12 protein-coding genes are annotated in these 12,507 nt (G+C 72.1%); 1 reads left to right on the forward strand and 11 read right to left on the reverse strand.

Annotation, left to right across the window (positions count from 1 at the left end; translation table 11 throughout):
• The 5 genes from ND747_RS09810 to recO form a co-directional block, all read right to left on the reverse strand.
• Positions 1-2,798: glycine--tRNA ligase (locus ND747_RS09810; RefSeq protein ID WP_251733186.1), on the reverse strand; the 2,798-nt coding region annotated here is incomplete at its 3' end.
• Positions 2,799-2,955: 157 nt separating this feature from the next.
• The gene (locus ND747_RS09815; protein ID WP_251733187.1) at positions 2,956-3,405 is read right to left on the reverse strand and encodes a peptidoglycan-binding protein; all 450 of its coding nucleotides are present in this window, start codon (positions 3,403-3,405) and stop codon (positions 2,956-2,958) included.
• Positions 3,398-4,195, reverse strand: coding sequence for an isoprenyl transferase (locus ND747_RS09820; RefSeq protein WP_251733188.1), 798 nt, complete (start codon positions 4,193-4,195; stop codon positions 3,398-3,400). Before ND747_RS09820 ends, ND747_RS09815 begins: the two co-directional genes overlap by 8 nt.
• A 3-nt stretch (positions 4,196-4,198) precedes the next feature.
• Positions 4,199-4,351: a hypothetical protein gene (locus tag ND747_RS09825; protein ID WP_251733189.1), complete on the reverse strand. Its 153-nt coding sequence runs from the start codon at positions 4,349-4,351 to the stop codon at positions 4,199-4,201.
• Between the two features lie 187 nt (positions 4,352-4,538).
• Positions 4,539-5,270, reverse strand: coding sequence for a DNA repair protein RecO (recO, locus tag ND747_RS09830; RefSeq protein ID WP_251733190.1), 732 nt, complete (start codon positions 5,268-5,270; stop codon positions 4,539-4,541).
• 211 nt (positions 5,271-5,481) lie between these two features.
• Here recO and ND747_RS09835 point away from each other — a divergent pair, with 211 nt between their 5' ends.
• Positions 5,482-6,390 carry an NUDIX hydrolase gene (locus ND747_RS09835; RefSeq protein ID WP_251733191.1) on the forward strand — a complete coding sequence of 303 codons (909 nt, stop codon included), beginning with the start codon at positions 5,482-5,484 and terminating at the stop codon, positions 6,388-6,390.
• 631 nt (positions 6,391-7,021) lie between these two features.
• Here ND747_RS09835 and era read toward each other — a convergent pair.
• The 6 genes from era to ND747_RS09865 all read right to left on the reverse strand — a co-directional run bounded on the left by era (position 7,022) and on the right by ND747_RS09865 (position 12,504).
• A complete protein-coding gene (gene era / locus ND747_RS09840) occupies positions 7,022-8,041 on the reverse strand; it encodes a GTPase Era (RefSeq protein WP_251733192.1) in 1,020 nt (339 codons plus the stop codon).
• 1 nt (position 8,042) lies between these two features.
• Positions 8,043-8,495 carry a cytidine deaminase gene (locus ND747_RS09845; RefSeq protein ID WP_251733193.1) on the reverse strand — a complete coding sequence of 151 codons (453 nt, stop codon included), beginning with the start codon at positions 8,493-8,495 and terminating at the stop codon, positions 8,043-8,045.
• Positions 8,492-9,907 (reverse strand): hemolysin family protein, encoded by a 1,416-nt coding sequence (locus ND747_RS09850; protein WP_251733194.1) that lies wholly within the window; start codon positions 9,905-9,907, stop codon positions 8,492-8,494. Before ND747_RS09850 ends, ND747_RS09845 begins: the two co-directional genes overlap by 4 nt.
• A 19-nt stretch (positions 9,908-9,926) precedes the next feature.
• Entirely contained in the window at positions 9,927-10,532 is a 606-nt protein-coding gene (gene ybeY / locus ND747_RS09855) for an rRNA maturation RNase YbeY (protein WP_251733195.1), read from the reverse strand.
• Between the two features lie 28 nt (positions 10,533-10,560).
• Positions 10,561-11,640 (reverse strand): PhoH family protein, encoded by a 1,080-nt coding sequence (locus ND747_RS09860; RefSeq protein ID WP_251733196.1) that lies wholly within the window; start codon positions 11,638-11,640, stop codon positions 10,561-10,563.
• 117 nt (positions 11,641-11,757) lie between these two features.
• The gene (locus ND747_RS09865; RefSeq protein WP_251733197.1) at positions 11,758-12,504 is read right to left on the reverse strand and encodes a 16S rRNA (uracil(1498)-N(3))-methyltransferase; all 747 of its coding nucleotides are present in this window, start codon (positions 12,502-12,504) and stop codon (positions 11,758-11,760) included.
• Between the last annotated feature and the right edge of the window lie 3 nt (positions 12,505-12,507).

Raw genomic sequence — 12,507 nt, forward strand, 5'->3', positions numbered from 1 at the left:
CCGCGGGTGAGGCGGGCGTCGAGCTCGGTGACCGCGCCCAGCAGCCGGGCAGCGGCGGGTTCGGCGAGCCGGGGGGTCTCGAGCCCGGCAGGGGTGCCCGCGGGGACGATTCGGCGGACCCGCTGCAGCGCCGCCGTGAGCTCGGCGAAACCGGGCCGGTCGAGCAAGGTGCGCAGGGCGGCCAGGGTGTCGGCGGCCCGGGCCGGGGTGCCCGTGAGCGGGCCGAGTGCCGCCACCAGTCGGTGATCGACGCCGCTGTCGAGCAGCTGCTGGGCATACCGGCCCCGGACGAACACCTCGGCGGCTTCGAGGGCCGCGGGGCTGACCGGCACGGGGGTCCGCTCCGCGGCGCGGGTGAGCAGGTCCGCCAGCGACAGCTCGGCCAACCGCGGCTGGCCGGCGAGGATCGCCGCCGCACCCAGCGCCGCACGGCGCAGCCCGAACGGATCGGAGCTGCCGGTCGGTGCCGCATCCAGGGCGAACAGGCCGACGAGCAGGTCGAGCCGGTCGGCCAGGGCCAGCAGGGCGCCGGGCACGGTGGCGGGCAGCGCGCCGCCGGCGCGGCGCGGCAGCTCCATCTCGAACAGCGCGGTGGCCACGGCCTCGGGCTCGCCGGCACGCCGGGCGTACTCGCGGGCCATCGTGCCGGCGAGGCTGGACAGCTCGATGACCATCTGGGTGGCCAGGTCGAACTTGGCGAGCGTCGCGGCGCGCTCGAGGGTTGTCCGCTCGTCACCGACGAGGCCGATCGCGTCGGCCAGCGCCCGGGCGAGCGCGGCGATCCGCTCGGCCCGGTCGGCGACCGAGCCGAGCCGCTGCTCGAAGGTGAGCCGGGCCAGGTTCGCCCGGAACGTCTCGAGCCCGACCTTGACGTCGGCGTCGTAGAAGAACGCGGCGTCGGCGAACCGGGCGCGGATCACGTCCTCGTTACCGGCCCGTACCAGCGTCTCGTCGACCGGCCCGTCGGGGACGGCGACGAACGCGGGCAGCAGCTGCCCGGCGGCGTCACGCACCGGCAGATAACGCTGGTGCTTGCGCATGACCGTGGTGAGGATCTCGGCGGGCAGTTCGAGGAACCGGGCCTCGAACGCGCCGAGCAGCGGTCGCGGGTACTCCACCAGGTTCGTCACCTCGGCGAGCGTGCCGGCATCGGCCACCGGGTCGATGTGCCCGCCCTGGTCGGCGGTGAGCTTCGCCGCCTGTTCGACGATCACCTCCCGGCGCGCCGCCGGGTCGAGCAGGATGCCGTGCGCGGCAAGCAGGTCAGCATAGCCCGCGGCGGTGCTCACCTCGATCGGCGGGGAGCCCGCCCGGCGGTGCCCACGGGTGGTCCGCCCGGCGGCCAGACTCGCCACCGCCACCGGCACCACGGTCTCGCCGAGCAGCGCCACCAGCCAGCGCACCGGCCGGCTGAACGACAGCGCCGGATCGTTCCAGCGCATGTTGCGCTCGCCGCGCAGCCCGGCGACCACCTCACCGAGCAGCCCGGCGAGGACGTCGAGGGCGTCGCGCCCGGCCTCGGTGCGCACCAGCGCGACGTGCTGCGCGCCACGATGGTCGACGACCTGCAGATCGGCCGCGTCCGCACCCTGACCGCGGACGAAGCCGAGCGCGGCCTTCGTCGGCGCGCCGTCCGCGCCGTAGGCGGCCGACACCCGCGGCCCGCGCACCACCCGCTCGACATCCGGCTCGCGGGGCGCGACCTCCTCGACGACGGCGACGATGCGCCGGGGCGTGCCCGTCACCCGCACCTCGCCGTGGGTGAGCCGGGTGGCCCTCAGTCGCTCGGCCAGACCCTCGCGGACCGCCGCGATCGTCCGGGTCACCTCGGCGGCCGGCAGTTCCTCGGTGCCGATCTCGAACAGCAGCGTCGAGGGCGCCACCACCGGCGTACCGCCCGTGGCCGCGGTGGCCGGCGGCGGGGGCGCCGCGATCCCCAGCGGGTGACCGAGCTCCTCGCGCCGCTCCCGCCACAGTGCCGCGACCGCACGGGACAGCCCACGCATCTGCGCGAACGACGTCGCCCGCTCGGTCGTCGACACCGCCCCCCGCGAGTCGAGGATGTTGAACGCGTGCGAGCACTTCAGCACGTACGAGTGCGCTGGGACGGGCAGCCGCGCGTCGATCAGTCGACGGGCCTCGGCGGCGTAGTCCGCATACATCCGCCGGACGGTGTCGATGTCGGCGTCGTCGAGGTAGTACCGCGACATCTCGTACTCCGACTGCCCGAACACCTCCCCGTACGACACTCCGGGGGCGTACGTGAGCTCGCTGAAATGGCGCACCCCCTGCAGTGCCATGAGGATGCGTTCCATGCCGTAGGTGATCTCGACACTGATCGTGTCCAGACTCTGCCCACCGGCCTGCTGGAAGTAGGTGAACTGGGTGATCTCCAGCCCGTCGAGCCAGACCTCCCACCCCAGGCCCCACGCGCCGAGCGCCGGGGAGGCCCAGTTGTCCTCGACGAACCGGACGTCGTGGGCCGCCGTGTCCACCCCGATCGCCTCGAGGCTGCCCAGGTAGAGCTCCTGGGCGTTGCCCGGGTCGGGCTTGAGGATCACCTGGAACTGGGTGTGCGTCTGCAGCCGGTTGGGGTTCTGTCCGTACCGTGAGTCGTCCGGACGCACCGACGGCTCCACGTAGGCCACCCGCCACGGCTCCGGACCGAGTACCCGCAGCACCGTCGCCGGGTTGAGCGTACCGGCGCCGACCTCGGTGTTGAACGGCTGCATGATCATGCAACCCCGGTCGGTCCAGTAGCGGGTCAGCGCCAGCAAGGCGTCCTGCATGGTCAGCATCGGTCGGGCCTCGGCTCCTCGGCTCTGCACAGTCACGATCGTGCGCAGTCACGATCGTGCACAGTGAGATCGTGCACGATCGCCTTGAGGCTACCGGTCGCCACCGTCACTTCGTCGCCAGGCGCCAGGCACCCTGGTGGCCGGACGGGCCGCTGCCCTATCGGTCGCGGCCGAGGCCGGGAGCGGCGACGTCGGCGTCGGGGGCCCGGTCGGAGCGGTAGGTCCGGGACGTCCCGGCGCCGGTCCCGACCGTGGCGAGCACCTCGTACGAGCCGGGTGCGTCCACCGCGTGGACGAGCAGCGGGGTCAGCGTGCAACGCACCTCGAAGACGGACAGCGCCCGCCGCCAGGGGCCGGGACCGTCCCATTCGGTCGTGAGCAGCCAGGTCCGCGGCGCGTCCAAGGCTCGGGCGAGCCGCCCACCGCGGAATCCGGCGCACTGGCCGAACGCGTCCAACACCGCCCGGGCGGCAGCGGGAAAGCTGGCCGCGTCCGCGTCCGGTGGCAGCTCGAAGGCGATCTGCGCGAGCACGGGGGCCGTGGCGGCGAAACCGGCGGCCGTGGCGGCGGAGACCGCCGGGGCGTCGGCGGTCTCCGGGTCAGGCACGATGGGCGACGGTGCCGCCGTAGCGGCGGTCCCGGCGGGCGAAGTCCTCGCAGGCGGACCACAGATGACGACGATCGAAGTCGGGCCACAGGGTGTCGACGAAGGACAGCTCGGCGTAGGCGGCCTGCCAGAGCAGGAAGTTGCTCAGGCGCTTCTCCCCGGACGTACGGATGACCAGGTCGAGATCGGGCATGTCGGGCTCATCCAGGTAACGGCTGATGGTGGCCTCGTCGATCCGGTCCGGACGCAGCCGACCCTCGCGGACGTCCCGGGCGATCGCGGCGGCGGCATCGGCGATCTCCGCGCGTCCCCCGTAGTTGACGCACATCACCAGGGTGAGCCGGTCGTTGTCCCGGGTGACCTCCTCGGACGCCTCCAGCCGGCGGATCACGTTGCCCCACAGCCGAGGACGGCGTCCCGCCCAGCGGACCCGCACGCCGAGGGCGGCCATGTCGTCGATGCGACGGCCGAACACCCGGTCGGTGAAACGCATCAGGAACGCGACCTCGTCCGGGGACCGCTTCCAGTTCTCCGTGGAGAAGGCGTAGACCGACAGCCAGCGCACGCCGAGCTCGATCGCGCCCTCGACGCAGTCGAACAGCGCGTCCTCGCCGGCCTCGTGACCCTTGGTCCGGGCCAGACCGCGCAGCTTCGCCCAGCGGCCGTTGCCGTCCATCACGATGCCCACATGCTTGGGGATCAGGTTCGGCGGCAACGCCGGCGGCCGGGCTCCGGACGGGTGCGGACGCGGGTCCCGAAATCGGGGCGCTAGATCATTTCGAACAGTCACTGCCTACCTCCCGAGATCCGGCCGGGGCAGCGCCGAGCCGTCATCCGTCACACCGTCATCCGTCACACCGCCGGCCAGCACACCGCCGGCCAGCACACCGATGCCCGTGGCACCGATGCCCGTCCCGCCGTCGTCCATCACGCCGTCACCTGCCATCACCACACCGTCCCCCTGCCGGCACCGTCCGGCTGACCGCCGTCGTGGCCGTCGTCGCCGTCCACCTCACCATGTCCGCTCCCGCTCCCCTGCGGCGCATCCCCCCACGCCGGCCACCGGCCACGGACGCCGGGCCGGCGGCCCGCCCGAGTCGGGCGTCGCCCGCGCAGTCGCCCCCCGGCACGCTTCATGCCCGTTCCAGGTGCGGCAGCGCACGCAGTCCCCGTTCGAGATGCCACTGGAGGTAGGCGGCGACGATGCCGCCCGCCTCCCGCCGGGCCCGCAGATCGCTGCCCAGGGCGCCATCCCACTCGCCGCGGAGCAGATCGGTCAGCAGCGCCACCGCCCCGGCCGACACCGACGCCGAGCCATGCGGACGGCACCGGGCGCACACCACCCCACCGCCTGCCACGGACAGCGACAGATGCCGACCCGGCTCGCCGCACCGGGCGCAGTCATCGAGCGCCATGCCATACCCCGACACCGCCAGGGCACGCAGCAGGAAAGCGTCCAGCACCAGCGGTGGGGGACGTTCCCCGGCCGCGAGCGTCCGTAGACCACCAACGAGCAGCAGGAACAGTCGTAGCGCCGGCTGACGCTCCTCGCTGGTGAGCCGCTCGGCGGTTTCCAGCATCACCGCGGCTGCCGTGTGCCGGGCATAGTCGGTGGCGATCGTCGTCCCATAGGGCGCGATGATGTCGGCCTGGGTGACCGTGTCCAGCGCCCGGCCCTCGTGCAACATCAGATCGACGTACGTCCCCGGCTCCAGGCGGGAGCCGAAGCGGGAGGACGTCTTGCGCACCCCCTTGGCGACGGCCCGCACCCGACCGGTGCGCCGGGTCAGCACCGTGATGATCCGATCGGCCTCGGCGAGCGGGGTCGTGCGCAGCACCACCCCTTCGTCGCGATACACCGGCACCCGCCCATGGTTGCACGAGCCCCCCTCGACGGGGTAAAGCGAGGTCCTCCGGCACCCCCGTCCACGCCGTCCCGGTGACGTCCCGCGCCGGCTGCGCACCATCTCCGCGACCAAAAGCTGCTGGTGCTGAAGGGATGACACATCGTGCCCAGGCACCCGGGCGAACGGGGCGGGCCCGCACGGCCCGTCCGCCATTGCGGATGATGGCTCGGTGCAGGTGGTGCGGCGGGCGGCTCGGGCGATTCTCATCGACGGTCAGGGCCGACTGGTCCTGTTCCGGCGGACCCTGCCCAAACGCAAGCCGTACTGGTCGACTCCCGGCGGCGGCGTCGACCCCGAGGACGCCTCGGTGGAGGCAGCCCTGCACCGCGAACTCGCCGAGGAGCTCGGTGCCGTGGTCGACCGGGTCCAACCGGTGTTCCTCGTCAGTCCACCCCGCAACGGCGGCATCGCCGTGTCCCACTTCTTCGTCTGCCGACTGATCTCGATGGACCTCTCCCTGCGCACCGGCGAGGAGTTCAGCAATCCCGCCAAGGGCCGCTACGACGTCGAACGCATCGACCTGCACACCAGGAAACTGAGTCGGTACGCTCTGACCCCACCCGAGCTCAAGGAGTTCATCCTCACCAATCGCCAGGCCCTCGTCCTGGCCGCCCTCGACGACACCGCCCCGCCCCTGCGCCTGCCGCTCCCCCCGCCACCCGCACCCACACCGGCACCGGCACCGGCACCGGCACCTTCATCCCCACCTGCGCCTGCTGCCGCACCCGCACCTCCACCCGCACCCGCCCCTCCACCTGCTGCCGCACCCTCACCTCCACTCCCTCCCACTCCTCCGGGCCCTCCCGCTCCTCCGCTCTCTCCCGTTCCCCCTCTCGCGCCCGCTCCTGCGGCCGTGCCCCCACCTACGACAACGACCGATCACGATGGGGGCTCCGAGGGCGAGGTGAGGTGGAGGCGGACCACCCGTCCACCGGCATTGGAGATCGTCGACGGGAGAGCTGGCAGCCGCGCAACAGCGCCGGACGGCACCGCCCCGATGATTCCGACTCCCCCGACGACCACCTCGTCCCGGCGGCGGTGGCGGTGGCGACGACGCACCACCGGCACCGTGGACTGAGATCCGAGGGCTTTGGCCCCGCCAACCTGCCCGACGACGTCCGTGCCCCCGTGCCTCCGTCCCTCCGTCCCCTCCGTGCGCCCGTGCCTCTGTGCGCCCGTGCCTCTGTGCGCCCGTGCCTCTGTGCGCTCGTGCCTCCGTGCCCGCCTTCGCCTGCGACCACTGCGCCAAGTCACGGATTCCTGCCGAGGCGGAGTGAAGGTTCCGGCCCACCGATCCTTCACCAAGCCTCGGCAAGAACGGATCATGGCTTGCAGCCACCCGCGACCGGGCCGATTTCGTCACGATAAGTGGCGCAGGTGACACGGAAGGTCTCGGTCAACGGGCGTCGGGGGCGGATCGGCGTGAGGGTGTTCCGGTGGAACGTCCACCGATCCCAGGGCGGTCACTCTCCGACATGTCTGCGCGGAACGTGATGACACGCCTGCATCTCGACGGGCCAGGACCAGCGGTCGGGCCGGACCCGCGGATCATGGGTTGCCACGACCGACATCCGTGGCAGGAGACACGCCGGAGCGCGGACAGACCCGCCAAGAGACGTCAGGGACCTGGAACCGACTCGGGACCTGGAACCGACGTGACACGTGAGACGTGGGCGCCGAGGGGAGCAGGAGTCGAAGGACGGGCGGGGTCAGAAGCCGAGGCGGCGGAGCTGGCGGGGGTCGCGCTGCCAGTCCTTGGCGACCTTGACGTGCAGGTCGAGGAAGACCGGGGTGCCAAGCAGCGCCTCGATCTGGGACCTGGCCCGGGAACCGACGTCCTTGAGCCGGGAACCGCCGGCGCCGATGACGATCGCCTTCTGGCTGGGACGTTCCACGAAGACGTGGACCCGGACGTCCAACAGCGGACGATCGGCGGGGCGGTCCTCCCGGGGGATCATTTCCTCGACGACGACGGCCAGGGAGTGCGGCAGTTCGTCACGGACGCCCTCCAGTGCCGCCTCCCGGACGAGCTCGGCGACCATGATCTGCTCCGGCTCGTCGGTGAGCTCCCCGTCGGGGTAGAGCGCGGGACCGAGGGGCAGGTGGGAGACCAGCACGTCGGCGAGCACGTCAACCTGGAAGGAACGCACGGCGCTCACCGGCACGATGTCACGGAACTCACCGAGCTGGGAGACCTCGAGCAGGCGCGCGCCGATCCGGTCCGAGTCGGCGACCTTGTCGGTCTTGGTGAGGATCGCGACGACGGGTGTTCGTTTCGGCAGCCGGGACAGTTCCTCGGCGATGAACCGGTCGCCGCGGCCGAGCGGCTCGTCGGCGGGCATGCAGAAGGCGACGAGGTCGACCTCGGAGAGGGTGGCCCGCACCACGTCGTTGAGCCGCTGGCCGAGCAGGGTGCGTGGCCGGTGCAGACCAGGGGTGTCGACGAGGATGAGCTGGGCGTCGTCCCGGTGCACGATGCCGCGAATGGCGTGCCGCGTGGTCTGCGGCCGGCCGCTGGTGATGGCCACCTTGGCCCCGACGAGGGCGTTGGTGAGGGTGGACTTGCCGGCGTTGGGCCGACCCACGAAGCAGGCAAAACCGGACCGGTAGTCGGCCGGAACGGCGCCAGCCCGACTCGCGGCCGAGTCGGTGGAGCCCGTCGGACGGGCAGAACCGCTCGACGCGCGAGCAGAGCTGCCCGCGGCGCGGGCGGAGCGGGAGGCGGCCATGTCAGCTGGTCGTCCTGGCGCGCAGAGCGCCGTCGGGGCCGGCAAGGAAGACGGGAACGCCCGGGCCGAACTCGGCCAGGGTCGCGCGGTCGTCGGCGGTCAGTCCGTCCACGGAGCCGGTGGCCGCGGACGTGGACTCGCCGCCGGAGCCGGTGGCCGCGGAGGTGGGCTCGCCGGTGACGATGGCGGCGGCCTCGAAGCGCCGTGCGCCGCTGGACACGGCCGCGGCGATCGCCGCACGCAGCGCCGAGATGGCCAGGTCAGCGCGGGCGAGACCCAGGGTGGCGGCGATGTAGGTGCGGCCGTCGGTGTCGCGCAGGGCAGCGCCCTGGGACACGCTGCCGTCGGGCACGTAGGCACGCAGCCGGGCGGAGCGGGCCAGCACGAGCAGCTTCGCGTCCTCGGCCGCAAGCTTCGGGCCCGGCCCGTCGGATGCGGACGGATCGGTCGTCACGAGATCACCTTTTTCTGCTCTGCCGTGCCATGCCTCGACTCTGCCGCGCCGTGCCTCGACGTGCCGTTCGCGGACAGCTGTTCGCCGGACGCCTGGGTGGACCGCCGGGCGACGACGATGGTGCCGATCTGGTTGCGCCGGCCCGCCGCCCGCTCGGCCGTCAGCCGCAGGCCGGCGACGGTCGCGCTCGCGCCCGGGATCGGCACCCGGCCGAGCGCCGTGGCCAGCAGCCCGCCGACCGTGACCGAGTCGTCCGCGCGGGGCAGCTCGTCGACGTCCAGATCGAACATCTCACCGAGATCGTCGACGTCGAGCCGGGCGGTGACCCGGGCGGTGTCGGCGTCGAGCCACTCCACCGGGGCCACCTCGTTGTCGTACTCGTCGGTGATCTCGCCGACGATCTCCTCGAGGATGTCCTCGATGGTCACCAGGCCGGCCGTCCCACCGTACTCGTCGATGACGATCGCCATGTGGGTACGCGAGGCCTGCATCTCGCGCAGCAGGTCGTCGGCGGGCTTGCTCTCGGGCACCAGGGCCGGTGCCCGCATGATCTCCGCGACGGCAACCGCGACGGCGTCGGCCGGCGCCCCCGGGGCGGTCTCGGTCGGCTCGCCGGCCGCGTCCTCCGGGCGTTCGTGGCGGACCATGTCCTTGAGGAAGGCGATGCCGACCACGTCGTCCACGCTGTCACCGATGACCGGAATGCGGGAGAAGCCACTGCGCAACGCGAGTGACAGGGCCTGGCGCACGGTCTTGGTCGACTCGATGAACACCATGTCGGGGCGGGGCACCATCACCTCGCGCACGACGGTGTCGCCGAGCTCGAACACGGATGCGATCATGTCGCGTTCCTCGCGCTCGATGACCTCGTTCTCCTCGGCGAGGTCGACGAGATCACGCAGCTCCGCCTCGGAGGCGAACGGCCCGTCGCGATAGCCGGGACCGGGGGTCACCGCGTTACCGAACGCGATGAGCAGCCGGGGCAGCGGGCCGAGGATGCGGGCCAGCCGCACGGTGATCCCGGCCGTCGCCAGGGCCACCTCCGGCGCGTGCTGGCGGCCGACGGTCCGGAACATCACGCCGACGAGAATGTAGGCGATCAGCGTCGCAACCAGTGCGCCCAGCCCGACCGCGGCGAAGCCGGCGCCGTAGGCGTGGACGAACAGCACCGTCACGCACGCGGCCGCCACCATCTCGGCGGCAATCCGCAGCAGCAGCAGGGGAGCCAGATAGCGGCCGGGATCGGCGACGATGAGCGACAGGCTCACCGAGCCCGCCCGACCCGCCCGGGCGAAGGCATCGACGGCCACCCGCGAGACCCGGGTCAGTGCCGCGTCCACACAGCCGAAGCCGGCCGCGGCCAGTGACCCGACCACGGTCAGGAAGAGCAGAACAGGAGTGCCGGAGCTCATCGTCGTCCACGGTCTCCGGTCAGCGCGCGTCGGCCGGACCGGCCTCGCCCGCGCCGCCTGCCTCGCCTGCCTCGCCGGTGCCGCCCGCCTCGCTCACCTCGCCCGTGCTACCCGGCTCGCCCGCCTCACCGGTGCCGGCGGGAGGTTTCTCGGCGATGGCCTTCACCGCGGTGTCCCAGGCGGACAACAGGCGGTTCTGGATCTTCCACATCTCGCGTTCCTCGTCCGGCTCGGCGTGGTCGAACCCGAGCAGGTGCAGGATCCCGTGGGTGCACAGCAGGTGCAGCTCGCGCTCGAACGCGTGCCCCGCCTGTTCGGCCTGCCGGTGCGCGACCGACGGGCAGAGCACGACATCACCGAGCAGAAGCGTCGGATCGTCGTCGCCGGACTCCGACCAGGAGGCGTCGAAAGCCTCGTCCTGGGCGAACGACAGCACGTCGGTGGGACCTTCCTCACCCATGTACCGCACGTGCAGATCGGTCATCGCCTTTTCCTCGACGAGCAGCACGGACAGCTCGGCGAGCGGGCTGACCTTCATCGCGTCCAGAACGAAGCGAGCGAGTGCGGTCAGACGCACCTCGTCGACTTCGGTGGCCCCGGACTCGTTCGCGACGAACACGGCCATCAGCGGTCCTCTCCGACCGTCGGAACGGTCACCGCCGGTCCCGGCGGCCGGACCGGCCGGACGGCGACGTCGCGGTGGCACCCGTCGCCGAACCGGCTACCGCCGAACCGGCGCCTTCGGTGGCGGCGTCCCAACGGGCGTAGGCATCGACGATCTCGCCGACCAACCGGTGGCGGACCACATCGACACTGGTCAGGGAGGCGAAGTGGACGTCGTCCACCCCGTCGAGGATCTCACGGACCACCCGCAGGCCACTGCGGGTGCCGCTGGGCAGATCGACCTGGGTGACGTCCCCCGTCACGACGATCTTGGCGCCGAAACCGAGCCGGGTCAGGAACATCTTCATCTGTTCCGGCGAGGTGTTCTGCGCCTCGTCCAGGATGATGAACGCGTCGTTGAGGGTGCGCCCGCGCATGTAGGCCAGCGGCGCGACCTCGATCGTGCCACTCTGCATCAGCCGGGGAATCGAGTCCGGATCGATCATGTCGTGCAGCGCGTCGTACAGCGGCCGCAGGTACGGATCGATCTTCTCGTAAAGGGTGCCGGGCAGGAACCCCAGCCGCTCCCCCGCCTCGACCGCCGGGCGGGTCAGGATGATCCGGTTGACTTTCTTCGCCTGCAGCGCCTGCACGGCCTTCGCCATCGCCAGATAGGTCTTGCCGGTACCGGCGGGGCCGACACCGAACACGATGGTGTGCGCGTCGATCGCGTCGACGTACCGCTTCTGGTTGAGCGTCTTGGGCCGGATGGTGCGTCCGCGGTTCGACAGGATGTTGAGGGTGAGTACCTCGGCGGGACGCTCCTGTGCACCGCTGCGCAGCATCGCCAGCGAGTGGTCGACGTGCTGCGGGCTGAGCTCCGTACCGGCGTCGAGCAGCGCGATGAGCTCGACGAACAGTTTCCTGGCAAGCTCGTTGTCGGCCGGCGCACCGGTGATGGTGATCTCGTTGCCGCGGACGTGGATGTCGGCGGCGACGGCCTGCTCGATGGCGCGCAGCAGCTCGTCCTGATGGCCGAGCAGGCTCACCATGCTGTGCTGACCGGGAACGACGATGCGCGTCGTGACCGCGGCGGGGGACGCGACGGAAGGCGTGGCGGATTCGGCCATAGAGAGCGGCCGGCTATGGCCGCGGCACCTCTCGGAAGCGGGGATGTCAGAACCGGGAACGACGCAGGTGCGAACGTCCGAGTCGATGACAGTGACGAATATCGAGTCTAGCCAACCTCAGCCCGGCCCGTCCCAACGACCGAGCTCAGCCAACACGATCGAGGCGGCGACCACCCCGGCGGTGGACGTGCGTAGCACGGTCGGCCCGAGCCGGGCCACCGCCGCACCGGCTTCGCGCAGGTCCTGCACCTCGCCGTCGGTGAGACCGCCCTCGGGGCCGACGATCAGCAGGATCTCCGCGACCGCCCCGTCGTCCGGCCGCCCGCGGACCAGACCTACGATCGGGTCCGCGGCCTGCTCGTGGAGAGTGACGGCGACGGTTCCGGGCGTGGCCGCCCGGCGGGCCAGGTCCGGCAGGCCGACCAGCGGCCCGAGAGCCGGCCAGTGCAGCCGGTGGGACTGCTTGGCGGCTTCCTCCGCGGTCCTGGCCCAGCGTTGCCGGGCTCGCGCGCCGCGCTCGCCGTCCCAGCGGACCACTGAGCGCGCCGCCGCGAACGGCACGATCTCGTCGACCCCGACCTCGGTGAGCATCTCCACGGCACGTTCGCCGCGATCCCCCTTGGCCAGTGCCTGGGCGACGACGAGGCGCACACCGGGCGACGTCACCTCGACCCGCCGCCGCACGGCACAGTCGATCTCGTCTCGCCGGACGGCGACGACCTCGCACACGAGCGCCCGGCCGGCGCCGTCGGTGAGATCTACCGGCTCACCGGGGCGCAGCCGGCGCACGGTGGCCGCATGCCGACCCTCCGGGCCGGTCAGGGTGACCACCTCGCCCGCGGGCAGCGGACGGACGTGGAACAACGC

It is taken from the genome of Frankia sp. R82 (genome assembly GCF_023716925.1).
Lineage (GTDB): Bacteria > Actinomycetota > Actinomycetes > Frankiales > Frankiaceae > Frankia.